The sequence below is a fragment of the Streptomyces sp. NBC_01142 genome (genome assembly GCF_026341125.1).
GTDB lineage: Bacteria > Actinomycetota > Actinomycetes > Streptomycetales > Streptomycetaceae > Streptomyces.
Map to the genome: position 1 here is coordinate 2963189 of NZ_JAPEOR010000001.1, position 23247 is coordinate 2986435.

Annotated in this window: 16 protein-coding genes; 6 read left to right on the plus strand and 10 right to left on the minus strand. The window is 70.3% G+C overall.

The features are described from left to right. Positions 1-57: 57 nt before the first annotated feature. Positions 58-1161 carry a nitroreductase gene (locus tag OG883_RS13490; RefSeq protein ID WP_266539637.1) on the minus strand — a complete coding sequence of 368 codons (1104 nt, stop codon included), beginning with the start codon at positions 1159-1161 and terminating at the stop codon, positions 58-60. A gap of 263 nt (positions 1162-1424) precedes the next feature. Here OG883_RS13490 and OG883_RS13495 point away from each other — a divergent pair, with 263 nt between their 5' ends. Continuing rightward, positions 1425-3143, plus strand: coding sequence for a GAF domain-containing protein (locus tag OG883_RS13495; RefSeq protein ID WP_266539638.1), 1719 nt, complete (start codon positions 1425-1427; stop codon positions 3141-3143). 31 nt (positions 3144-3174) lie between these two features. Here the strand turns inward: OG883_RS13495 and OG883_RS13500 are convergent, their stop codons facing one another. From OG883_RS13500 to OG883_RS13540, 9 genes are all read right to left on the minus strand, one after another. Beyond that, complete coding sequence (locus OG883_RS13500; protein WP_266539639.1) at positions 3175-3867, minus strand: response regulator transcription factor; 693 nt, start codon at positions 3865-3867, stop codon at positions 3175-3177. 93 nt (positions 3868-3960) lie between these two features. Next, positions 3961-4101, minus strand: a complete 141-nt coding sequence (locus tag OG883_RS13505) for a hypothetical protein (protein ID WP_266539640.1) — start codon at positions 4099-4101, stop codon at positions 3961-3963. Between the two features lie 55 nt (positions 4102-4156). Then, a complete protein-coding gene (locus tag OG883_RS13510; RefSeq protein WP_266539641.1) occupies positions 4157-4627 on the minus strand; it encodes a universal stress protein in 471 nt (156 codons plus the stop codon). A gap of 242 nt (positions 4628-4869) precedes the next feature. Further along, positions 4870-6936 (minus strand): iron ABC transporter permease, encoded by a 2067-nt coding sequence (locus OG883_RS13515; protein WP_266539642.1) that lies wholly within the window; start codon positions 6934-6936, stop codon positions 4870-4872. A 5-nt stretch (positions 6937-6941) separates the two neighbouring features. Further along, a complete protein-coding gene (locus OG883_RS13520) occupies positions 6942-7925 on the minus strand; it encodes an iron-siderophore ABC transporter substrate-binding protein (protein ID WP_266539643.1) in 984 nt (327 codons plus the stop codon). Next, a complete protein-coding gene (locus OG883_RS13525) occupies positions 7922-8752 on the minus strand; it encodes an ABC transporter ATP-binding protein (RefSeq protein ID WP_266541509.1) in 831 nt (276 codons plus the stop codon). Before OG883_RS13525 ends, OG883_RS13520 begins: the two co-directional genes overlap by 4 nt. A gap of 491 nt (positions 8753-9243) precedes the next feature. Beyond that, entirely contained in the window at positions 9244-9453 is a 210-nt protein-coding gene (locus OG883_RS13530) for a DUF5988 family protein (protein WP_266539645.1), read from the minus strand. A gap of 108 nt (positions 9454-9561) precedes the next feature. Further along, a complete protein-coding gene (locus tag OG883_RS13535; protein ID WP_266539647.1) occupies positions 9562-15906 on the minus strand; it encodes a type I polyketide synthase in 6345 nt (2114 codons plus the stop codon). A gap of 76 nt (positions 15907-15982) precedes the next feature. After that, entirely contained in the window at positions 15983-17335 is a 1353-nt protein-coding gene (locus tag OG883_RS13540; protein ID WP_266539649.1) for a beta-ketoacyl synthase N-terminal-like domain-containing protein, read from the minus strand. 78 nt (positions 17336-17413) lie between these two features. Here OG883_RS13540 and OG883_RS13545 point away from each other — a divergent pair, with 78 nt between their 5' ends. The 5 genes from OG883_RS13545 to OG883_RS13565 all read left to right on the plus strand — a co-directional run bounded on the left by OG883_RS13545 (position 17414) and on the right by OG883_RS13565 (position 23234). Next, positions 17414-17557 carry a hypothetical protein gene (locus tag OG883_RS13545; protein WP_266539651.1) on the plus strand — a complete coding sequence of 48 codons (144 nt, stop codon included), beginning with the start codon at positions 17414-17416 and terminating at the stop codon, positions 17555-17557. Between the two features lie 745 nt (positions 17558-18302). Further along, positions 18303-19679: a cytochrome P450 gene (locus OG883_RS13550; protein WP_266539665.1), complete on the plus strand. Its 1377-nt coding sequence runs from the start codon at positions 18303-18305 to the stop codon at positions 19677-19679. 65 nt (positions 19680-19744) lie between these two features. After that, positions 19745-20578, plus strand: coding sequence for a cyclopropane-fatty-acyl-phospholipid synthase family protein (locus tag OG883_RS13555; protein WP_266539667.1), 834 nt, complete (start codon positions 19745-19747; stop codon positions 20576-20578). Between the two features lie 63 nt (positions 20579-20641). Further along, positions 20642-22030 carry a cytochrome P450 gene (locus OG883_RS13560; RefSeq protein ID WP_266539679.1) on the plus strand — a complete coding sequence of 463 codons (1389 nt, stop codon included), beginning with the start codon at positions 20642-20644 and terminating at the stop codon, positions 22028-22030. A gap of 145 nt (positions 22031-22175) precedes the next feature. Beyond that, complete coding sequence (locus tag OG883_RS13565; RefSeq protein WP_266539681.1) at positions 22176-23234, plus strand: polyprenyl synthetase family protein; 1059 nt, start codon at positions 22176-22178, stop codon at positions 23232-23234. The last annotated feature ends 13 nt before the right edge of the window (positions 23235-23247 follow it).

Genomic DNA, 23247 nt, shown 5'->3' on the forward strand with positions numbered 1-23247 from the left:
ACCCGGGTCAGCGGCCGCCGGGCAAGCGCCGCAGTGACGGTTCGCGACACGAGCACCTCAGTTTCGCGACACGAGCACTCGATTAGGCACGAGCACCTCAGTCAGGCAGGAGCCGTCCTGAGGAGGAGGCACAGATCTGTGCAGGCCCGTCACACGATGTCGAGTATGTCGTTCACCGGTCGCCGCGGGGTCGCCGCGGGGTCGCCGCGGGGTCGCCGGGCCGGTCGGACCGTACCCGAGACGGATCACCATCTGTACGTGTGACATGGCCGATTCCGGATCCCGTACCGCCCACCGAAGCTCGGGCCATTCCAGAGCATGCGAGGTCATCGACGTGACCAGTCCGTCCAATGTCGCCTGCAACAGCACTCGTTCCATCGCCTGCCCGGCCAGCAGCCAGTCCGCCGGACGGTCGGAGGCCGTGCCCAGCAGCGCGATCCGTGGCCGCTTCTCGAACGTCGCCGAGTCACGGCCGGGTATGGGACGTCGCCCGGCGAAGTCCCGTACCGGAGCGGTGACATCGCGCTGACGAGGACCGAAGGCGTACGCGGGAATCCCCTCCACACGCGTGGCGTCGTCCTCCGCGCCCGTGCCCGTCCAACGGGCCGTCTCCTCTCCCCGGCCCGGATCCAGCACCTCGCGGCCCTCGGCGTCGTGGATCAGGTCCAGCACTGCCTGGACATGCCACTCGTCGGGCACATACAGCCGAACTCCTTCGAGTGTCGCGGCACCGCGCAGCTCGTCGAGAATCTCCGTCGGGATCTCCTCGTCGGTGAAGGGGAAGCGGCTGGTGTGCCGACGGCGGATCGCGGGGTGGAGGACGGCGAGTTCGTCGTCCGGGCTCGCGGGGCGGCCGAGGGCGACCTCGGCGAGCAGCCACGGGTCGGCCGGGTCGGGCAGCAGCGTGGTGAGCGGCTCCCAGCCCGCGTGTCGGGCGGCCACGCGGAGGTTGAACAGCGCGGCGCCGCAGCCCAGGTGCAGGGCGCGGTTGTCCGGGTCGGCCTTCGGCATGGTGCGCTCCGGGTCGGCACGGACCTGGAGCGAACCGTTCTCGCGCAGGAAGCGGAACCTCCATGGCTGGGCGTTGTGCATGGACGGGGCCGACGCGGCGTCCTCGACGAGGGCTGCCACGGAGGTCGCGTCGAGTGAGGGTGCGGACACTGGAGCCTCCTGGCGGTGAGCGGTCGCGCGCGACGGCAGCGCCCTTCCAGGGTCGCCGCGCGGCAGTCCGCGGCAGGAGGGGCCAAGGGGCCCTGCGTGGGACCGAACGGCACTGGCTCCCTGTTTCGGCCGTATCCGAAAGGTTGTTTCCGGTCACAAGCCGTAATGACTTCTGGTCAGGACGGCGGGCCGGGGGGCTCCCCGGGCGATACCGTGAAGGTGCAGGTGGCGTGCCGTGTTCGCTCGACCTTGGCGGAGGGCTCATGGGCGGGGAAGACCGGGGCGACGGGGGCCGAGTCCCGCGGCTGCGGTTCGACGAGCTGCTGGAGGAGCTCCACGCTCGTATCGACGAGGTGCGGGGGGCCAGGGACCGGCTGAACGGTCTGCTGGAGGCAGTGCTCTCCGTGGGCCAGGGGCTCGATCTGCCGCAGGTGTTGCGCGAGATCGTGGAGGCCGCCGTCGTCCTGGTGGACGCCGGCTACGGTGCTCTCGGCGTCATCGAGGGCGGCAAGAAGCTTTCCCAGTTCCTGCCGGTGGGCATCAGCGACGAGCTGCGCGCACAGATCGGCGACCTGCCGTCCGGGCACGGCCTGCTCGGCGAGCTGATCCGGCATCCCGAACCGCTGCGTCTTGGCGAGCTGTCCGAGCATCCGGCCTCGTCCGGCTTTCCGGCGCACCATCCGCCGATGCACTCCTTCCTCGGAGTACCCATCCGCGTCCGCGACGAGGTGTTCGGCAATCTCTATCTGACGGAGAAGCGCGGCGGGGCCGAGTTCGACGCCGAGGACGAAGCGGTGCTCTCGACGCTGGCCGTCGCCGCCGGAATTGCCATCGAGAACGCCCGGCTCTTCGAGGAGGTCCGGCTCAGAGAGCGCTGGCTGGCGGCGAGCGCGGAGTTCACCAGTGCGTTGCTGTCCGGATCGTCCGAGATCCAGGTGCTCGAGGTGATGACCGAGCGGGCCCGTCAGATCACCTCGGCCGAGCTCGGGGCGGTGTATCTGCTGGGCCGGGGCGGCGAGCTGCGCGGGGCGCTCGCGCTCGGCGAAGGTGCCGATGCGCACCGGGGGGTGGTCCTGCCCGGCGAAGGAACGCTGGCCGCCGCCGCGCTCGTCGAAGGGGGCCTGATCACCGCGGTGGATGTGGCCGCCGACGAGCGCGTGACTGTCGAGCGGGGCTGCTGGGACGGTTTCGGTCCCGTCGTGGCTGTCCCGGTCGGCACGAAGGACAAGGTCCGGGGTGTGCTCATGCTGGGGCGCCGCGCGGGACGTCCCGCGTTCACCGAGGCGGAGACCGCCCCCTTGTCCGGTTTCGCGGGCCAGACGGCGCTCGCACTCGAGCTGGCCGACCGGCGGCGGGACGCCGAACAGATGAGCCTGCTGGCGGACCGTGACCGGATCGCCCGCGATCTGCACGATCTCGCGATTCAACGGCTGTTCGCGACCGGCATGACATTGCAGAGCGTGCAGCGACTCGTCGAGCACCCGGAAGCCTCCGAGCGACTGGTGCGCGCGATCGACGACCTCGACTCCACCATCAAAATCATCCGGTCGACCATCTTCGGGCTCCGTGAGCACGAGACGCCGAACGCGCTGCCGGGGCTCAGGATTCGCGCCGTGCGGACCCTCGAAAAGTCGGCCGAGGTGCTCGGCTTCGCGCCCGCCCTGCGGTGGGAAGGCTTGATCGATACCGACGTGCCGCGCCCGGTCGCCGACGATGTCGTCGCGGTGCTCGGCGAAGCGCTCACCAACGTGGCCCGTCACGCGCAGGCATCGAAGGCAGAGGTCTCGCTGGTGGCGCAGGCCGGGACATTGGCTGTGACGGTCGTCGACGACGGTGTCGGCATCGCGGAGGACGGCCGACGCAGCGGCCTGCGCAACCTGGCCGAACGCGCTGCGAATCTCGGCGGCGAGCTGAGGGTGGCAGGCGCAGCCGACGGCGGTACGCGACTGGAGTGGCGTGTGCCGCTGGGCCGACGGCCTTGACGGCGGCCGGGTGTCAGGGGCGGCGCCGGGGTCAGTGAGGTGGATCCTCGTGTCCATGGACCTGTGCCGCGATGACCGCGGCCTGGACGCGGCGTTCCACACCGAGCTTCGACAGCAGCCTGGAGATGTGGTTCTTGACCGTCTTCTCCGACAGATAGAGCTTCTTGCCGATCTCCCGGTTGGTGAGCCCTGCTCCGATCAGCTCGAGAACGGCTCGCTCGCGCTCCGAGAGCACCGCCAGCCGTTCGTCCCCGGCGGGCTGCGTGGCCTCGGGATCGCGCAGCGAATGCATCAGCCGTGCCGTCGTCGCCGGGTCCAGCATCGACTGGCCGGTCGCCACTGTGCGTACGGCGGAGACGAGGTCGGACCCTTTGATCTGCTTGAGTACGTATCCGGCGGCTCCGGCCATGATCGCGTCCAGCAGCGCGTCCTCGTCATCGAAGGAAGTGAGCATCAGGCAGGCGAGCTGCGGCATGCGTGAGCGCAGCTCGCGGCAGACGGTGATGCCGTCGCTGTCCGGGAGACGGATGTCGAGAACCGCGACATGGGGACGGAGCGCGGGCCCGCGCGTCAGGGCCTGTTCGGCGTTCGCCGCGTCACCGACCACTTCGATGTCGGGCTCGCCGCCGAGCAGGTCGTGCAGTCCGCGACGGACGACCTCGTGATCGTCGAGGAGGAAAACCCGGATCGGGGTCTTTGCCGAGAACGCCGGTACCTCGGACATGTCAGCCCCCTGAAGCTCTGTCCCACTCGATCATGTCCATCGCCGGGCTGCCGCAACAGGGCCGAATGGTCCCCATCGCGCCCCCTTGCCCGCTCAGTCGTCGGCAACGGCGGCGTGAAGGACCTGCCATGGGTGGCGCTGGGCGAGAACCCGGGCCGGCCCGGCAACGATGACCGTGACGGCGATCAGCCTTGCGGTGGCCGCGGTACCGGAGTCCTTGCCGGCCGTCGTCACGCTTGCCCTGGTGCTGGGCGCCCGGCGTATGGCCGCTGGGCCGCCGCGGCGTGCTTCACGAGGGCTTGGACGTGACGCCCCCACCGCTGGCGTCCGGGCGGACGATCACCACCGGACACTTCGCGTGCTGCGCGCACTGCTGGCTCACCGAGCCGAGCAGCGCACGCGCGAACCCTCCCAGGCCACGGCTGCCCACGACCAGCACCTCGGCGCCGTCGGCCGCGTTCAGCAGCACCTCAGTCGGGTTTCCGCGGACCAGGAGCTCCCGCACTTGCGAGGTTCCCGACTCACCGAGCACCTCACGAACCTCGTTGACCAGCCCCTGTTCGGCTGCCTCCTTGTCGAACTCGACGTCCACCGCCGGCGCCGACCATCCACGCGCACCGGGCAGCTCGTACGCCGCCACCGCTTCGACGGCTCCTCCGACCAGACCGGCATACCGGACCGCCCATCGCAACGCAGCATGCGAGGAGGGCGAACCGTCGACACCGACCACGACGCGCGGAGACGAATCCTGCCTGTCCATACCGCTCCACCTCTCTGCATGCCCCTGGCAGCCACGCTGCGCGATTCCGCCGGGGTCCGCAATCCGAGCGCGGCCGAGCGGGGGCGGAGAGGTGGCGTGAGCCGACCGGTCATACGGGTGAGCACGGCCCCAGCCCCCGCAGACGGCAGCAACCGCGCCCCGGCCGCGTCGACCCGCCGCTCGACGTTCCGCCACCGGCACCGCAGCGGCCCTTCTGCCGCCAGATGTGATCGCCCCGTCGTCTACCGGCGGGTGCGTACGAGCAGATAGAGGAAGTACGGCGTGCCGATCACCGCGGTCATCAGGCCGGCGCCGAGCTGGGCAGGCGCGATCACCGTCCGGCCGATCAGGTCCGCGACGCAGACGAGCAGGGCACCGAGGAGCACCGAGACCGGAACCACCCGGGCGTGCTGCCGGCCCACCAAGGCCCTGGCCGCGTGCGGCGCCACGAGTCCCACGAAGGCGATCGTGCCCGCGGCGGCCACGGCGGTGGCGCTGAGCAGGACGCACAACACGAGGAAGCCCAGGCGTCCCCGCGACAGGTTGAGCCCCAGAAGCTTCGGGGTGTCCTCGTCCAGCGACACGAGATCGAGCTCGGTGCGCCGCAGGACCGCGACGAGCAGGCCCACGCAGAGCACGCCCGCGAGAGGAGCCACGTCGGGCAGGGTCCGCCCGTAGGTGGAGCCCGACAGCCAGGTGAGCGCCTTCGTGGCGTTGAACGGGTCGGTGAGGACGATGAGCAGGCTGATGAACGCGGCGGTTCCGGTGGCGACGCCGAACCCGACGAGGACGAGCCGGTTCTGCTGGAACCCGCCCCGCGCGGCGAGCCCGAAGACGAGGGCGGAGCTGGCCGCGGCGCCCGCGAACGCCGCGCCGGCCACGCTCCACGAGCCGGCCGCGGGCACCGTCGTCACGAGGAGCACTGCGCCGAGCGCGGCCCCGCCGGAGACGCCCAGGGTGGCGGGCTCCGCGAGCGGATTGCGGGTCACGGCCTGGACGAGTGTCCCTGCCAGGGCGAGTGCCGCGCCGGCGAGGAGCGCCGCGAGGACGCGGGGCACCCGGGTGTCGAGGACGAACCCGACGGTCTGGCCCGCTCTGCCCTGCGCCCAGTTCACCACGTCTCCCAGCAGCAGCTTGCTGTCGCCCAGCAGCACGGCGGCGATGGCGACGCCGACGAGCACCGCCACCAGGACGGCCGTGGTGGTCAGGAAGACGGCCCGGCTCCTGATGCGCAGCCGGTCGGGCGCGGCGGCTCCGGCGGTGTCCCGGACGCGGGTTGCCATCACGATCAGGAACACGGCGCCGACGAGGCTGGTGGCAACGCCCGTGGGCACGGCGACCGCCACGTCCGCCGCTACGAAGGTGCGCAGGAGCACGTCCGAGCCGAGCACCAGCACCGCACCGGCCAGGCCCGCGATCGGAACGCCCGTACGCGCCCGGGAGAACGCGCGGAACCTGCGGGCGAGCGGGCGGACCAGGGCGGGGGCGCACAGGCCGACGAAGCCGATCGGTCCGGCGAGCGTGACGGCAGCCGCGGAGAGCAGCGCCGAGAGCACGACTGTCGTGACACGCGTGGAACGCACGGGGACGCCGAGGCCGCGTGCCGCGTCGTCGCCGAGGGCCAGGGTGTCCACCCGGCGGGCGACGAGCAGCAGCCCGACGAGTCCGGCGAGGCCGATCGGCGCCATCTGGAGCACGCCGTCGAACCCGTTCTGCGAGATGCTGCCCTGGTTCCACCGGAAGATGCCCTCCGTCTGCTGGGGGAACAGCAGGAGCATCCCCTCGGTGACGGCGGTCAGGCCGAGGGTGAGGGAACTGCCGGCGAGAACGAGCCGTACGGTGCCGGCGCCCAGGCCCGACACACCGAGCACGGCCGCCGCAGCGGCGAGGCCGCCGACGAACGCGACGCCGGAGGCGGCGAACAGCGGCAGCGAGACACCTGTGACCGCTATCAGCCCGAGGGACAGGTAGGAACCCGCGTTCACCGCAAGGGTGTCGGGTGAGGCGAGCACGTTGCGGCTCACCGCCTGCAGGGCGGCGCCCGCCATGCCGAGCACGGCCCCGACGAGCAGCCCCGCGGTCATCCGCGGCAGCCGGGAGGCGATGATGACGGACGCGTCGTCCGGGTCGGCGCGTCCGGTGAGCGCCTTCCAGATCTCGGGGGCGCCGACGGAGGCCGTGCCCTGGGTGATGTCGACGACCGCGAGGGCGGCGACGAGGAGGACCAATGCGGCCGTCACCGCGGCCGCGCCCGTCCGGGACGGGGCCGTCGACGGACGGGTGGCGGGAGTGGAAGCGGTGACGGCCATGGGTGTTACTTCTTCGTCAGTGCCTGGACGACGGAGTCGACGTACTTGCCCATCGATTCGGGGCCGCCGAACATCCAGATGCCGTCGGGCAGCCGGTGGACGTTGCCCTTCTTCACGAACGGCAGCGAGGTCCACACCTTGTCCTTGGCCAGGACGCCGTTGAACGGCGTGCTGTTCTCGTCGCCTTCGCTGCCGATGTAGGCGAACTGCACGTCGCCGAGCTTGGTGAGGCCCTCGACGTCGGTGGTGGCGAGTCCGTAGGCCGGGTCGCCCTTGACGGTCCAGGCGTTCTTCAGGCCGATCTTCTCGTTGACGGCACCGATGAGCGAGCCGCTGGTGTACGGCCTGATCGAGACCTGCTTGGAGACGACGTAGCCGTCGGCGAAGGCGTACTTCGCGTCGGCGAGCTTGGCGTCGGCGAGGGCCTTCTTGCCCTCGGCGAGCTTCGCCTCGAAGTCCTTCTTGAGCTTCCCGGCCTGCTCCGTGGTGCCGGTGGCCTGGGCGATGAGGTCGAGGTTCTTGGTCATCTCCCCGATCGGGTCCTTGGCGTCGGCGGGCCGAACCTCCAGGACCGGGGCGACCTTGCGCAGCTGCTTCACGGCGGCCGGCTTCAGGTCGCTGGTGGCGACGATGAGGTCCGGCTTGAGGGAGGCGATGGTCTCCATGCTCGGCTCGCCGCGCGTGCCGATGTCCTTGGGCTCGTTCTTCAGCGGGACTGCGGTGTCCCAGGTCTTGTAGCCCTTGACGTCGGCGACGCCGACGGGGTCGACGCCCAGCGAGATCAGGCTCTCGACGACGTTCCACTCGGTGCCGACGACCTTCTTGGCCGGCCCGTCGAGCTCCACCTTCGCGCCGGTCGCGTCGGTGAGGGTGATGGGCTCGGCGCTCTTCTTCTTGGCGTCGTCGGCGGCGGGCTCGGTGGTACCGCAGGCGGTCAGGGTGAGGGCCGCCGCGGTCGCGACCGCGGCGGTGAGGAGGAGGCGTCTCATGAGGTGGGGCTGAGCCTTTCGGTTCGTGTGTGGTGGCGGCCGATCGCGCGGGTGCGCAGCCGGCCCGTCAGGGGATCGGTGTCGACTTCGATGCGGATCCCGTAGGTCTCGGTCAGCTGCTGCGCCGTCAGCACGTTCTCGGGGAGGCCGTCGGCGATGATCCGTCCCGCCTCGAGCAGCACGATCCGGTCGGCCACGGCCGCGGCCTGGTCGAGGTCGTGCAGGACGGCACCAACGGCGATTTGGTGGTCGTCCGCCAGGTCGCGGACGAGATCGAGGAGTTCGATCTGGTAGCGCAGGTCGAGGTAGGTCGTCGGCTCGTCGAGGAGCAGCACGCCGGTCTCCTGGGCGAGGCAGCAAGCGAGCCATACGCGCTGGAGCTGTCCTCCGGAGAGATGCTCGGCTCCCCGTTCGGCGAGTTCCGCGACGCCCGTCATGGCGAGCGCGCGGTCCACCGCGGCCCGCCCGTCCGGGTCCGCCTTGCCCCAGCGCCCCCGGTACGGGTAGCGGCCGAACTCGATGACGTCCCGTACGGTCAGCCCGCTGGGCGTGGGGCGTCCCTGTGTCAGCAGGGCAACACGGCGCGAGAACTCACGGGAGGTCAGAGCAAGGCCGTCGGTGTCGGCGTCGATGACGATGGTGGCGGTCCTGGCCCGCTGCAGCCGCGCGAGCGTGCGCAGCAGCGTCGACTTCCCGCTGCCGTTCGGTCCCACCAGGACGGTCACTTCGCCGGGCCGCAGCGTCAAGGACGCGTCGTGCACGACATCGACACCTTCGTACGCCACGGTGACACCCGTGGCCGACAGTTCATGACCGCGGGGGCCCATGGCCTCGGAGGTCTCTTCACCAACGTTCACGACGCAAAGGTTAGCCTAACCTTAGATCGGTTCGTGAAGAGGGTGGAATAGTCTGACGCAAGGCGATAATCCGCCAGATTGTGGCGGGCTGCTACCGCTCCGGCACTCCCGCCGGTGGAACGGAATCCGCAGAGGTCGGCTGCGTTGATCTTGCGTGTCGAAGGCGAACCGGTGTCTGTGTCGCGGGACGAGCAGCGCACCGTACAGAGGCGGCGAAAGCGGTCCACGCCAGGCAGAGGCCCGGCAGGCCGATCCGGGCGTGAACGCCGAGGAGCCGGCCGAGTGGGATGAGCAGCTGGTCGCTGGTCGCGGAGGCGATCATGACGCTTCGGGCACGCCATGTTTCCACCGGGCGGGGATTGACCGTCGGCGGAACCCTCCCGCAGCCGCAGCCGCAGCCGCAGCCGCAGCAGCCGTGCTGGACATCTGCGCTGTCCAGGAGCGTGCCGCGCGCATCCGCATCACTCGGCGATGTAGGTGCGGTAGGTCCAGCGGTAGACGGGCATTCTTTCACCGTGCAGAGTGCGGTACTCGTGCGTGAACTCGAAGTGCTCATAGGCGTTGTGGCGCAGTATCTTGACTGGCTCCCCGCACCCTCCGGGTGGCAGGGCCCGGACTTGAGGAAGGTCGTCCGGGCCTCCTTGAAGAAGCACTAGATTCGATGGGTGCATGGCTCATGCCTCCAGAGCCTGGGACGAGACGGAGTGAAGCAGCGTTGAAGGGCGAGCCGGTCGTACGAGCCGTCGGCGCGGCTCGCTTGAGGCTTGTGACGTGTGGGCTTATGAACCGTCAGGGTCCTGGAGCCTGAGGCCCATGTGGTCGGCGAGACCTGTGGCGAGCGCCGCCAGCGTCGGATGCTGATAGACGAAGTTGGCGGCGATCTTGATGCCGAGACCCGTTTCCAGGCGGGTTCGCAGTTCCAGGGACAGCAGCGAGTCGAACCCCAGTGACTTCAGCGGAGTCTGCGGATCGAGGGTGGTGTTTCCCAGCCGGAGCACCGCGCGGATGTGGTCGGCGATGTAGGCCTCGAGGGCGGTTCGTCGGGCAAGACCTGCCGGTATGGAGCTCAGCTCGGCCCGAATGTCGATGCTGTCGCCCTGCTCGGTGATTCCGGACGGTTCGTCTGCGAGGAGGCTGAACAGCGACGAATGCCTGACAGCCGGGAGGATCCAGGTATCCGGTTTCCCGGGGATCACGGCGGTGCGTGTGCGCCGGTGCACGAGGAGCGCGTTCAGCGCCTGGAGTCCCTTTTTCGTGGGGATGGTCTGGTAGCCGCGTTCGGCGAAGTCGACGGCGGCTCCTGTCTCACCCCATGCGCCCCAGTTCACGGAGAGGGTCGGCATGCCGCGGCCCGTCCGCCAGGTGGCGAATCCATCCAGCCAGGAGTTGGCGGCGGCGTAGACGCCCTGGCCGGGATTGCCCAGCAGGGAGGCCATGGACGAGAACACGACGAACCAGTCGGGGGCGTGGGTGGCGGTGGCTTCGTGCAGCCTCCACGCACCGGTTGCCTTGGGATGCCACACCCGTAGGAGCTGGTCGTCGGTGATGTTGGTGACCGCGGCGTCGTCGAGGACCATGGCCGCGTGTACGAGGCCGCGCAGGGCCTGGCCGTTCGCGGTGGCAGCGGTCACGAGGCGTTCGGCGGTGCCCGGGCCGGCGATGTCGCCGAGAACGACCGTGATCCGGGTCCCGCGGGCGCGCAGCTCCTCCAGGGTCCGTTCGGTGGACGGTGAGCCGGGCGAGCGGCCGTTGAGGACGAGATGACCGGCGCCCTGTTCGGCGAGCCAGCAGGCTGTCGCGAGGCCGACACCCCGCAGTCCGCCGGTGACGATGTAGGCGCCGTCCGGGTGCACGGCGGAGGGTCCTTCGGGGATCACGGCGGTCGTGTCGCCCCGGTCGGGGACGGTCAGGATCAGCTTGCCGATGTGACTCGCACCCGCCATGAAGCGGAACGCCTCTGTGACCTCGGCCAGGGGGAAGCTTCGGTGGGGCAGCGGCTTCAGACGTCCCGAGGCGACCTCGCCGAGCACCTCGCGGAGCATGCTGGTGAACACCTCTGATCGCTCGTGCTGGACCTCAATGAGGTCGACGGTGCTGAGGGTGATGTTGTGCCGGAACGGCGACAACCCGACGGACGCGTCGGAGAGGATGTCGCGCACCCCGAGTTCGACGAAACGGCCGAAGGGGCGCAGAGTTTCGAGCCCGGAGCGGATCGCCGCGCCCGACAAGGAGTTGAGGACGACATCGACGCCCTCGCCCCCGGTGGCGGCTCGCGTCTGCTCGGTGAAGTGCAAGGACCGGGAATCCATGACGTGCTCGATGCCCATACCGCGCAGATAGCCGCGCTTCTCCGCGTTGCCGGCTGTGGCCAGTACCTCGGCCCCCAGCATCCGGGCGACGCCGATGGCGGCAAGACCGGTCCCGCCGGTCGCCGAGTGGATCAGAATCCGTTCACCGGCGGTGAGCCGCGCCACGTGGCGCAAGGCGTACCACGCGGTGACGTACGCGGCGGGGAGTCCTGCCGCTGCGGTGAGATCGATTCCGGCCGGTACGGGCGCGACGGCTTGGACGGGCACGGTGACGAACGAACCGAAGGCCCCGCCCCGCAGGTCGACGGCCAGCACCGGGTCGCCCACGCGGACGGCCGTGACGTCCGGCCCCACCGCGGTGACCGTCCCCGCGCACTCGAAGCCGATGCGGTACCTCGCTTCCTCGTCCACGGAGAGAAGGCCCATGGCTGTGAGCACGTCCCGGAAGTTCACCGCTGCGGCACGGACGCGGAGTTCGACTTCCCCCGGCCCCGGGGCTGGCCTGTCGGTGGCGGTGAGTTCGAGAGAGCCCAGGTCGCCGAAGCGGCCGACCCGGAGCCGGAAGCGGTCCGTACCGTAGCGCACGGTGCGTGTGGTGGCCGTGCCGCGCTCGGTCTCCGTCAGCGGGGCGTAGTCCAGCCGGGCGATGTGGCGGGTGCCGCCGCGCAGGGCGACCTCGTCCTCGGGACCCGCGTTCAGCAGTTCGGCCGCCACGTCGTGCAGCGCGACGTCGGCCGGGTCGGCATCCAGATGGGTGGCGCGGACTTCGGGGTGCTCGTAGGCGAGGACGCGTACCACTCCGCGCAGTGCGCTCTGGCCGGGGTCGGCCGGGTCGCCGGGGTCGACGCTCTGGGCGCCACGGGTGACCACGAACAGGCGAGGAGGTTCGAGACAGCCGGAGACGGCGGCTTGCGCGACGTCGAGCAGCCGTCGGGTGCGTCGCAGCGCATGCGCTGCCGGGTCCCCGCCGTCGGCGGGTGGCGCGCAGACCAGCACCACCGCGTTCGGATGCGCCGGGTGGTCTGCCCAGCGGTCGAGGAGTGCGTCTTTGAGCAGCCCGAGCGGGTGGTCGCCGATGGGGGTGTCGAGCACGTCGGTGGTTGCCCCCGCCGTGTGCAGCACGGCGGCCAGCGCCTGGGCGGAGCCGTCCGCCTCACCGATGACGAGCCAGCTTCCGTGCGGTGTCGTCCCTTTCGTCTCCGGGCGCGCGGCTCGTTGCCAGCGGGTCTCGAGGAACCAGCCGTCGACACCGGCTGCACCGGGCGCGCCATGGCGTACCAGCTGCAGGCTGTCGATACTGAGCACGGGCTTGCCCGCCTCGTCCAGCAGACGGACGTGTCCGGTGACGCCGTCGGCCTTCTCCTCCACGATGCGGGCGTGGCAGTACACGGCTGTCGTGGGGTCGCCGAGGATGCGTATCGCCTTGACCCCGACCGGAAGGACCAGGCCCTGGCCGGGCTCCCGGATCAGCCCCGCCACCAGCGTTTGCGCGCAGCAATCGACAAGGACCGGGTGGATGCGCAGATCGTGCGGCGTCGATGTGGCCTCCGCCGGTATCTCGACGCGGGCCCACGTGCTCTCGCCGTCGCGTGAGACCCGCAGGTTCGTGATGCCGGTGAAGGCCGGGCCGTGTTCGATGCCGCGGGCACGCATGCTCGCGTAGAGGGAGGCCGGGTCGAGGGCGACCGGATGTTGTGCCGGCAGAGCTGTCAGCTTCGCCGTCGGCGGCAGCGGCAGTACGCCGGTGTGGTGCAGCTCGGCAGTCGCCTGCCGTACCCAGCTTCCGTTGTCACCGCGACCGAAGATCTCGCACTCGGCACGGTCCGGAGCGGTCACGGTGACGCTTGTGATCACCTCGGTATGCGCGGACAGTTGCAGCAACTCGAGGAACCGGACGTCGGTGACCTCGATTTCCTGCGGAGGCGCGCCGAACACCTCGCAGGCTGCTGTCAGGGCGACGGCGCAGTAGCCGGCGCCGGGGAATACCGGATCGGCGTGCACCCGGTGGTCGGCCAGCCATGGCACCGCCGCGGTCCCCGCGTCTCCCTGCCAGGAGTGGCGGACCTGTTCACCAGGGACCTCGGTGTGTGTGCCGGGCAGGCCGCCGGCCGTTCCCGCGGGAGCGCTCGGGAGCGGGGCGACATCGGCCCAGTGACGTTGCCGGTCGAAGGTGAAGGAGGGTACGTCGGCGAGCTCCGCGTCCGCGTAGAGCTTCGACCAGTCGACATTGACGCCCGCGCAGTGCAGAGCAGCCAACTGGGTGCGGAACGTGGTCAGTTCCTCCTCGTCGCGGCGCAGTGTGGGCAGGACGACCGGGTTCTCGATGAGCCGGGACAGGCTGTCCGTGACGGAGCGGGTGACCACCGGGTGGGGAGAGACTTCGACGAAGAGGTGGTGCCGGTCCGCGGCAGCTGCGGCGATCGCGGAGGCGAACCGGACGGGACGGCGCAGGTTCGCGCACCAGTAGACGGCGTCGAAGTCGGGAGTCCGGCGTGGGTCACTCAGCACTGTCGAGTAGAAGGGGACTCGGGGCTGCTCGGGTGTCACGTCCGCCAGAGCCGTGCGGAGGTCGGCGAGCAACGGATCCACCTGCGGAGAGTGCGAGGCGACATCCACGGCGATCAGGTGCGCGGGGATGGCCCGCGCATCCCAGGCGGCAACCAGCCGTTCCACCTCTTGCCTTTCACCGGCGACGACCGTTGAGCCGGGGGCAGCCAGGACGGCAATCGAGACCGCTCCGGTTGCACAGGCGGTGCTGAGTTCCTCTTCCACCGCGGCCCGATCCAGGTTCACGGTGGCCATCGCGCCGGCTCCGGCAATCCGGGTCAGCAGCGAGGACCGGCGGCAGATGACCCGCACACCGTCGGCGAGAGTCAGCGCTCCGGCCACGACAGCGGCCGCGACCTCACCCATGGAATGGCCCACGACGGCGGCCGGTTCGACCCCGTGCGCCCGCCACAGGGCGGCAAGCGAGATCTGCAGTGCGAACAGCAAGGGCTGCACCCGCGAGCATTCGGTCACCGGCACCCGGGTGTACACCATGTCGAGTACGGAGAACCCGGCCTCGTCCCTGATCAGCGCATCGGCTTCGGCCATGGCCTCGGCGAAGGCCGGTTCGTGGTCCAGCAGAGTGCGTCCCATGCCCGGCCATTGCGAGCCCTGCCCCGAGAACACCCACACCGGGCGCCGCGAGACTCCGGCGGCCACCGTGCCGGACACCAGGCCCGGGTGGGCCACTTCGGCCGCGAAGGACCTCAGGGCGCCGACCAGGTCACGGCGGGAGGCGGCCACCACGCCGAGGCGGCCGCGGCCCGGCGATCGCCTCAGTGCGAGTGTGTGGGCGACGTCGCACAGCGGCACGCTCGATCCGTCACCCTCGAGCCAGTCGGCGAGCCGTTCCGCCGCCAACGGGAGCACTCTGGCGGACCCCGCGGGTACGAGAAAGACCTCGGGCGTCGTGCCCTCCGGGCGGCGTGGGACAGGCCGACGGCCGGAGGCGGCGGCCGGTGCCTGCTCGAGTACGACGTGGGCGTTGGTGCCGGAGTATCCGAAGGACGAGACCGCCGCGAGCCGGGGGCTCGAGCGGGTGGGCCACTCGGTCAGCCGGGTGGGCGCGAAGAAGCGGGTTCCTTCCGCTCGGATGGCCGGGTTCCACTCGGTGAAGTGCAGGTTGGGCGGGACGAGTCCGCGCTGCAGGCACAGCACGGCCTTGATCAGGCCGCTGATTCCGGAGGCGGGTTCGAGATGTCCCAGGTTCGTCTTGACCGATCCGAGCGCGCACCGGTCCGGGCCCACGCCGTAGACCTGTGCCAGGCTCGAGAACTCGATCGGATCCCCGATCGGCGTGCCCGTACCGTGCGTCTCGATCAGCCCCACGTCCTGTGGGTCGGTCCCGGCACGTTCCAGTGCCTCCCGGAACAGGGCCTGCTGGGCGGTCGCCGAGGGGGCGGCCAGCCCGTCGGACCGACCGTCCTGATTCACGGCCGAGCCGCGTATCACGGCGAGTACACGGTCACCGTCCCGCAAGGCGTCGGCCAGGCGTTTGAGTACGACGACACCGCACCCCTCACCGCGCACGAAGCCGTCCGCGGCGGCGTCGAACGTATGGCAGCGTCCCGTCGGCGACAGCATTCCCATCCGCGCGAAGGACCTCATTGTCCTGGATCCGAGGATGAGCGTGACGCCGCCGGCCAGAGCGAGGTCGCACTCACCGGACTCCAGCGCCCCGCATGCCAGGTGGAGTGCCACGAGCGATGAGGAACACGCGGTGTCCAACGCGACACAGGGGCCGTGCAGCCCCAGGAGATAGGAGATCCGTCCCGCGGCGACGCAGTGACCGTTCGTCAGGAGCGAGCCCTCCAGCTCCAGCGGCTGCCCGGCGAGCCCCTCGTAATAGTCGTTGTAGCTGATGCCCAGGTACATCCCTGTGGAGCTCCCGGCCAGCCGGTCGGGCGGCAGCCCCGCGTGTTCCAGCGCCTCCCAGGCCACCTCCAGCAGCAGCCGGTGCTGCGGGTCGAGCACGGCCGCCTCGCGACCGGAGACACCGAAGAAGTCCGCGTCGAAGCCGGACACGTCCCGCAGGTAGCCGCCCTGTCGAGCCATCGGATTCCCGTTCCCGGACCCGGCGCTGTGCTGAGCGCCTGATGCCCCGGATCCGGTACGACCGGCAGGAGGGTCCCCCACCGCATCTCGTCCGTCGGCCAGCAGTCGCCACAGTGCGGCGGGCGAATCGGCGTCGCCGGGAAGCCGGCACCCCAGTCCGACAACAGCGATGCGCTTGTGCTCTCCGCTCGCTGGGAGCTCACGCTGGACCATGGGAAACCTCTCCTCCCGTCTGTCAGACGGGTCCGGATCGAAACACACTGTGGAATGGCTGTGCACCAGTCGGGTTTCAGCGCTGCTGAGCGGCGTCCAGGCTGCCCAGCAGGAGCGCGCTCTTCACACCGCCGATCTGGTAGGTGAAATTCAGCGCATGATGGAAGTCGAGAGAACGGGTGCGCACACCAGGGACCGGATCGAATACGAGACCGTCGGCCGGCTGCTCGCAATTCGTCGTGGGGCATACCTCGCCGCGTTCCATCATGAGGAGGGTCAGTGCCACCCCGAGGCATCCCGCCGGGGCTCCATTGTGGCCGAAACAGCCTTCCTGGGACGTCATGAGCAGACCGGCCGCGGCCGAGCCGTACAGGTGCCTGACGGCATTGACTTCAAAGGCGGTGACAACGGCGTCACCGTCGCTGCCGCCGTGAATGTAGGGAACCTGCTCGATGGACCACCGGTCCCCGAGGCAGGCACGGACGGCGGCCACGAGCCCCATTCCGCTCTCGTCGCTCGACAGGGGGTTGGCGAGCCCGTCGCGGGTCGTGGCCTGTGCGAGAACCTGGCCGTATGCGTGAGCGCCACGCCGATGTGCGTGGTCCCGGCTTTCGAGGATCAAAGTCACGGAACCCTCGCCGTAGTTCACGCAGTCCGCACGCCGGTCATACGGCCTCATAAGACGGTCGAACGACGGCAGGAGTGCGGGTTTTCCGGTCGATCGGATGGACGCGTTCGCTTGCTGAGCGACACGTAACAGGCGCTGCGCGTTCCGGACCAGGTCGACGTTGAAAACGTCGACGCCGGTCACCACCGCAATGTCCACCACACCATCGGCAATCATCTGGCGGGCGTTTCCGAGCTGCACGGCGGACGACGCACAACCGCAGGAAACCGTGTAGCAAGGACCGGTGGAGCGGGTCACCGCTCCCTGCACCAGGGCGACATCGGACGGAGATACGGCCAGTTCGGTGCCGATGAAGAGATCCATCGCCTCCAGGGCGCTGATCGTTTCAGGGTCGGCCCGGAGAACCGCCTGATAGCTGCCCACTTGGGCATCCACCCCGCCCCGTCCGGCCAGAATCGCCGCGGCTGTCAGGTCTCCCGCGTAAGGGTTCAACTCGGCGTCCCTGCACGCCTCTGCCAGTGAGGCCAGGCCGAACCGATGCGCGCTGGTGAAGTGACGGGCGAAAACTCCCGGAAATTCGGGCAGACGTTCCTCGAACATAGCGTCGGAAAGGTGGACCGGGCCGTGATAGACACCGTCACGAAGGAGGCAAGAACGCCCGTGCGAGGCGATGTCCCAGACTTCCTCCGCGGTGAAAACGGGCCGGCCCTCACCCGGCAGGCAGAACCCCATGCCGGTAACCACGGCATCCCGCGCACTCGCGCCCGCACTTCCTCGAGTTGCCGCCGCTCGACCGCTCATGTCACACCTCCGCACGCCGGGACGGCGTGGCAATGCACCACGCCACTGCCAGAGACTGGGTTTGGATCAGGACCCGGAATGCCGGACGCACTGGTGGGCGGACCGGCTCACAGCCGAGACCTGCTTGAAGACAACTGGCGGCGTTCACGGCGCGATGAAGGTCTGGCGCACCAGCCGGTCGCCGACAGCCTGAACAAAACCGACTACAGTTTTGTTCTGTAAGGGCTTTCCCAGCTTAAGTGGTGACGGGCAGTTACCGATAGGCCGGCGCCACGGCGCTCGAAGCACTGATAACGGCAAAACGTGCGCCGGAACTCCACCGGCGTATTCGTTTTTCCCGAAGGAATCGGGTTCGACGGTCGAGTTTTACCGCCGTTCGCCCCGAACGCAAGTGCCGGGCAACGTTCGCTCGGGCGCAGCGGGCAGGGTACCGCACGCGCCCGGCCGTGGATTTGCGGCTGAGAGGCAGGAGTCGAACGACTCGGTGCTGCGAACACGAGCCTGAAACTTTCCTCGGTTTCTCGTGGGCGAGTTGTGCAATACGAGAGTGGATCTCGGTCGTAACGATCGCGAGCCGTGGGCAGAGGACCGCACGGGAGCCTCAGGCGTCCGCGCCTCCTCGATCTCCTCATGGGGCCGCCCGACGAAGTTCCGTCACATCTGGGGCACTTGCACGGCCGCCTGCATCCGAGCTCCCGCCGGCGCCCTGAAACCCCGACGTCGGACGTGTTGACGTGGGCCTGTGTGGCCTGCTCGCGCGCCGGCAGCCGACGCTTCCCGTTCGTCACCGATTGCAACAATGAAGTCACCCTGTGCAATGATGATCTGGAGGGATGTTCCTTGCCCGAACCATTCCCGGTGATGCGCAGACAACAGGTGTGCCAGGTACTCCCCGAGCCGGATACGGAACTGGCCGTGATCGCGGCTGCGCGAGGCCCGGGAGTCCGCCAGTGTCCGGAGAGTGATCATGACGAGGGCGAACGCGGTGCCACAGGCCCCCGGTGGACTGCCGCTGGTCGGACACGCTCCCCGACTGCTGCGGGGTGTGCTGGAGTTCCTGCGCACGCTGCCCGCCCATGGCGACCTCGTCGGCGTCCGTCTCGGCCCGCTGCGGACGGTCGTGGTCTGCGAACCGGAGCTGACCCGGGAGTTCCTGCGCAGCGATCACATCTTCGACAAACGCGGTCCGTTCTTCGGGCTGGCCCGCGAGCTCGCCGGACCCAATCTCGCCACCTGCGAGCACGGACAGCACCGGCGCCAGCGTCGCCTCATGCAGCCGGCCTTCGCCCGCGACCGTTTCTCGGGTTACGGCCGCATCATGTCCCGGCGCGTCTCGGCCGTCGCCGACGACTGGCGGGGCGGCCAAGTGGTGGATGTGCTGCCGGAGATGCAGCGGATCACCATGGGCACGCTCATGGAGGCGATGTTCGCCGACGAGATGCCGCTGCCCGTCCAGCGTCGGGCGACCGCGGACCTGAGCACCATTTTCGGCGGCTCGTTCCTGCACGGCGTCGTGCCGGGCTGGCTGGCGTGGCTGCCCGGTATGCGCAAGCGCATGATCGTGCAGGCGGCGGACCGGCTGCGTGGCGACCTCGGCGTCATCATCTCCGGACGCCGGGCCGACGGCACCGATCGCGGGGACCTGCTGTCGGCGATGCTGGCCTCCGGTGGCGCCACCGACCGGGAATCCACGGGTTGCCCACACAACGGGAACGGGAACGGCTTCACCGCGACCGAGATCGGCGACCAGGCCATGGCGCTGCTCGGCGCGGGGACCGACACCACCGCCGCCACACTCGCGTGGGCGCTGCACCTGCTGTCGCAGCACGCCGACATCCAGCGCCGCATCCATGCCGAGGTCGACGACGTCCTGGCCGTTGCACCGGCACGCCTGCACCACCTGCCCGAGCTGACTCTGACGGGCCGGATCGTGACCGAGACGCTGCGGCTCTATCCCCCGGCGTGGCTGGTTCCCCGGGTCGTCACCGCCGACACCGTCCTGGGCGGCTACCGGCTGCCTGCCGGGGCCACCGTTTTCTACAGTCCCTACGTCATCCATCACCGCGGCGACCTGTACGAGGGTCCGGAGCGGTTCGACCCCGATCGTTGGGACGACTCCCGCCGGCCGCAGCCCCCGCGCCATGCCTATCTCCCCTTCGGCGCGGGGGCCCGCAAATGCATCGGCGACCAGTTCGCCTTCAAGGAAGCAGTCCTGGCGCTGGCCACCATCACCGCCCGGTGGCACCTGTACCCCGTCGCCGAACGGCCCGTGACCGCGCACCCCGGCATCGAGCTGCGGCCACGAGGGCTGCACCTGCGGGTGACGGCTCGGCCCGGGCCGTGAACCGCTCCGCCCGATCCCCGTCCCCCCGGGGGACCCGTAGCTCCGAAAGGCTGGTGACCGCTGCGATGACGGCGACCCAGGTTCCCGGTCCGACCGATGTCGGCTCGATGTACGACCGGTTCAACGATCTGTTCACTCGCCACCTGGGCGACAACCTGCATCTCGGCTTCTGGTCCGACGACCAGGACGGCGCGACCGCCGCGGAAGCGACCGACCGGATCACCGACATGGTCGCCGACCGGCTCGCGCCCGCACCCGGCACCGAGGTGCTCGACGTGGGCTGCGGCAGCGGGCGGCCCGCCGTCCGGATCGCCGACCGGCACCGAACCCACGTCACCGGCATCACCGTCAGCGCGCACCAGGTCCGGCTGGCGCACGCGCGCCCCGGGGCGGGGCCGGGCGCGGGCCGGGCCTCGTTCCAGCTCGCCGACGCGATGGCGCTGCCCTTCCCGGACGGCCGGTTCGCCGGCGCCTACGCCATCGAGTCGCTGCTGCACATGTCCGACCGTGCCAAGGCGGTCGCGGAGATCGCCCGGACGCTGCGCCCGGGCGCCCGCCTGGTGGTGCTCGACTTCTACCAGGACGGCGGCTTCTCGGCGCCGGAGTCCGACGTCATGAACCCCGTCTTCCAGGCTTTCCGGCTCCCGCCACTGCCTTGCTCCGGCCAGTACGAGCAGTACATGGCCGCGGCGGGCCTGGAGGTCACCGGGCTGGAGGACATCACCGGCAACGTCCGCCGCAGCCACCGGCTGATCGCGGACGCGATGCAAAACATCTCCGACGAACTCGACGTCGACGAGGAGACGCGCGGGCAGATCCGGCGGTACGTGGAGCTGAACGAGATCATCGGCCTTCATCCGGAGGTGCACTATGCGCTCATCACCGCCCGCCTGCCATGACGCATCGTCAGTTCCCGATGGTCGAGAGCCCGTACGAACCGCACATCTCGAGACAGTCCACAGATGGGAAACAGGAACGTGATCCGCGGATGTGATCTCCCCGAAGCGCCGGGGGGCCTGCCGGTGCTGGGGCACACCTGGGCGCTGCTGCGCGACCCGATGGGGTTCCTGGCCTCCCTGGCGGCCTGCGGGGACCTGGTCCAGATCCGGCTCGGGCCGCTGCGCGCGGTCGCGGTGTGCAACCCGGAGCTCGTCTCCCGGGTGCTGGCCGACGACCGCACCTTCGACAAGGCGGGCGGGCTGTTCGAGCGCGACGGCCGGGCAGCGCTGGGGGACGGCCTGGCGACGTGCCCGCACAGCCGGCACCGGCGCCAGCGGCGGCTGATCCAGCCGGCCTTTCACCGCTCCCGCCTCCCCGGCTACGCCGCGACGATGGCCGAACAGGCCGAGACCGTGTGCCGCGGGTGGCGCGAGGGCCAAGTGGTGGACGTCCCCCGGGAGATGAAGGAAATCACCATGCGGTCGCTGTCGGCCACGCTGTTCGCCGGCATGCTGACCGCCTCCCGGGTTCTCTCCCTGGCAGACCTCGACACGATCATGGCCGGGATCTACCGGGCCACGGTCACCCCGCCGCTGCTCGCCCGCCTGCCCACGCCCGGCAACCGCCGCTTCCGCCGGGTGAGCGCGCGCGTGCACCGCACCCTGCACACGCTGATCGCCGAGCGCCGCCGGGACGGCGTCGACCGCGGCGACCTGCTGTCGGCGCTGCTGGCCGCCCGTGACCCGGAGGGCACCGGCGTCGACCGCGGCCTGACCGACACCGAAATCGGCGACCAGGTCGTCACCTTCTTCGTCGCCGGTACCGAGACCAGCGCCGTCACGGTGTCCTGGGCCCTGCACCTGCTGGCCCGTCACCCCGCCGTCCAGGCCCGCGTGCACGCCGAGGTCGACGCCGCACTCGCCACCGCCCCTCTCGGCATCGACGCGCTCGACAGGCTGGAGCTGACCGGCCGGGTCATCGCCGAGACGCTCCGGCTGTATCCGCTGCCCTGGCTGTGCGCCCGGAGCGTCACCAGCGACACCGTCCTGGGCGGCCATCCCCTGCCCGCGGGCACCACGGTGGTCTACGCGCCCTATGTGATCCACCATCAGAGCGGTGTCTACGACGACCCCGACTGCTTCGACCCCGACCGCTGGGACCCGGTGCGACCGCAACCGCCGCGGCACTCCTACATCCCCTTCGGCGGCGGTGCGCGCAAGTGCATCGGGGACGAGTTCGGCACCATCCAGGCAACTCTCGTCCTGGCCACCGTCCTCGCGCACTGGCAACTGGAGCACGTCCCCGGCCCGCCGATCCGTCCGACCCTGAGCATCGTGCCGGGCCCCGGGAACCTGCGGATGCGCGCGACCCGGCGCACCCGACGGACGGCAGAGCTCGGTACGCCGTCGTAGTGCGGAGGTCTCCACGGGCCGGACGCCTCCCCGGTCACTGCAACCGCTTTGAACACGCACAGTCATGTTACGCTACGCATAGTAACGACCCGGTGGCTATTTGTAGTTACCGGGGTCTCTGCGGTCCCTCAGGCCGGAGGAGGTCATGGTGAGGATTCAGACGGCACCCCGCAGCCGTAACAGCGAGGACCAGGCGGACGGCAGGGAGATGCTCGCCCGCACACGCGCTCTCGTCGCGCCCGCCCTGCGCGAGGCCGTGGCAGGGCTGCGGCCGGAGATGGAACGCGTTGTGGGCTACCACCTGGGCACGCACGACCGCCACGGCGCCCCGGCGAACGGCGACGGCGGCAAGGCCTTCCGCCCTGCCCTCGCGTTGCTGGCCTGCCAGGCAGTGCACGGCGATCCGTCGCGGGCGTTGCCGGCCGCTGTCGCCGTGGAGCTGGCGCACAACGCCTCCCTGATCCACGACGACATCATCGACGGCGACCGCACCCGCCGCGGGCGGCCCGCTGTGTGGAGTACGTTCGGCATCCCCACCGCCATCCTGGCCGGCGACGCGCTGTTCTTCATGGCCGTCCAGGTCCTGGCCGAATCGCCGTCGCTGGCCGGTCAGGGCGTGGCGATCCTCACCACCGCGGTGCAGCGGCTGATCGAGGGCGAGCACACCGACCTTTTGCTGGAGAGCCGGACCGGCGCCGTACTCGCCGACGCACAGGAGACGGCCGCCGCCAAGACCGCGGCTCTGATCGCGGCCTCCTGCGCGCTGGGCGCCATCGCCGGAGGCGCCAACGCCGACCAGGTCGAGCGGTTGCACGGTTTCGGCCGCCACCTGGGCGCGGCCTTCCAGTTGATGGACGACCTGCAGGGCATCTGGGGCGACCCCGCCGTGACCGGCAAGCCGTCCTCCGACCTGGCCTCCGGCAAGAAGTCGCTGCCCGTTGCCTTCGCCCTGGCCGGCGACGGCAGGCCCAGCGCCGAACTGGCCGCGCTGTACGAGAGCGACCGCGCGCTGTGTCCCGATGAACTGGCCCGCGTCGCCGACCTGGTGGAGGCGGCCGGCGGCCGGGCCTGGGCCGCCGGGGAGGCCGAACGCCATATCCGCCAGGCGCAGTCCCTGCTGGAGAACGCCGCGTGCGACCCGGACGCCGCCGCGCACCTCGCCGCCCTCGGCAGCCTGATCACCACCATGGGCCGCCACAACTGACCGGCCGTCGGGG

Excerpts from the sequence above, each read along its gene's own strand:
- OG883_RS13555 (WP_266539667.1), top strand. The coding sequence starts at position 19,745 with ATGACGGCGACCCAGGTTCCCGGTCCGACCGATGTCGGCTCGATGTAC.
- OG883_RS13540 (WP_266539649.1), bottom strand. The coding sequence starts at position 17,335 with ATGAGCGGTCGAGCGGCGGCAACTCGAGGAAGTGCGGGCGCGAGTGCG.
- OG883_RS13545 (WP_266539651.1), top strand. The coding sequence starts at position 17,414 with ATGCCGGACGCACTGGTGGGCGGACCGGCTCACAGCCGAGACCTGCTT.
- OG883_RS13510 (WP_266539641.1), bottom strand. The coding sequence starts at position 4,627 with ATGGACAGGCAGGATTCGTCTCCGCGCGTCGTGGTCGGTGTCGACGGT.
- OG883_RS13515 (WP_266539642.1), bottom strand. The coding sequence starts at position 6,936 with ATGGCCGTCACCGCTTCCACTCCCGCCACCCGTCCGTCGACGGCCCCG.
- OG883_RS13520 (WP_266539643.1), bottom strand. The coding sequence starts at position 7,925 with ATGAGACGCCTCCTCCTCACCGCCGCGGTCGCGACCGCGGCGGCCCTC.
- OG883_RS13500 (WP_266539639.1), bottom strand. The coding sequence starts at position 3,867 with ATGTCCGAGGTACCGGCGTTCTCGGCAAAGACCCCGATCCGGGTTTTC.
- OG883_RS13550 (WP_266539665.1), top strand. The coding sequence starts at position 18,303 with ATGACGAGGGCGAACGCGGTGCCACAGGCCCCCGGTGGACTGCCGCTG.
- OG883_RS13565 (WP_266539681.1), top strand. The coding sequence starts at position 22,176 with ATGGTGAGGATTCAGACGGCACCCCGCAGCCGTAACAGCGAGGACCAG.
- OG883_RS13560 (WP_266539679.1), top strand. The coding sequence starts at position 20,642 with ATGGGAAACAGGAACGTGATCCGCGGATGTGATCTCCCCGAAGCGCCG.
- OG883_RS13535 (WP_266539647.1), bottom strand. The coding sequence starts at position 15,906 with ATGGTCCAGCGTGAGCTCCCAGCGAGCGGAGAGCACAAGCGCATCGCT.
- OG883_RS13495 (WP_266539638.1), top strand. The coding sequence starts at position 1,425 with ATGGGCGGGGAAGACCGGGGCGACGGGGGCCGAGTCCCGCGGCTGCGG.
- OG883_RS13525 (WP_266541509.1), bottom strand. The coding sequence starts at position 8,752 with ATGGGCCCCCGCGGTCATGAACTGTCGGCCACGGGTGTCACCGTGGCG.
- OG883_RS13530 (WP_266539645.1), bottom strand. The coding sequence starts at position 9,453 with ATGCACCCATCGAATCTAGTGCTTCTTCAAGGAGGCCCGGACGACCTT.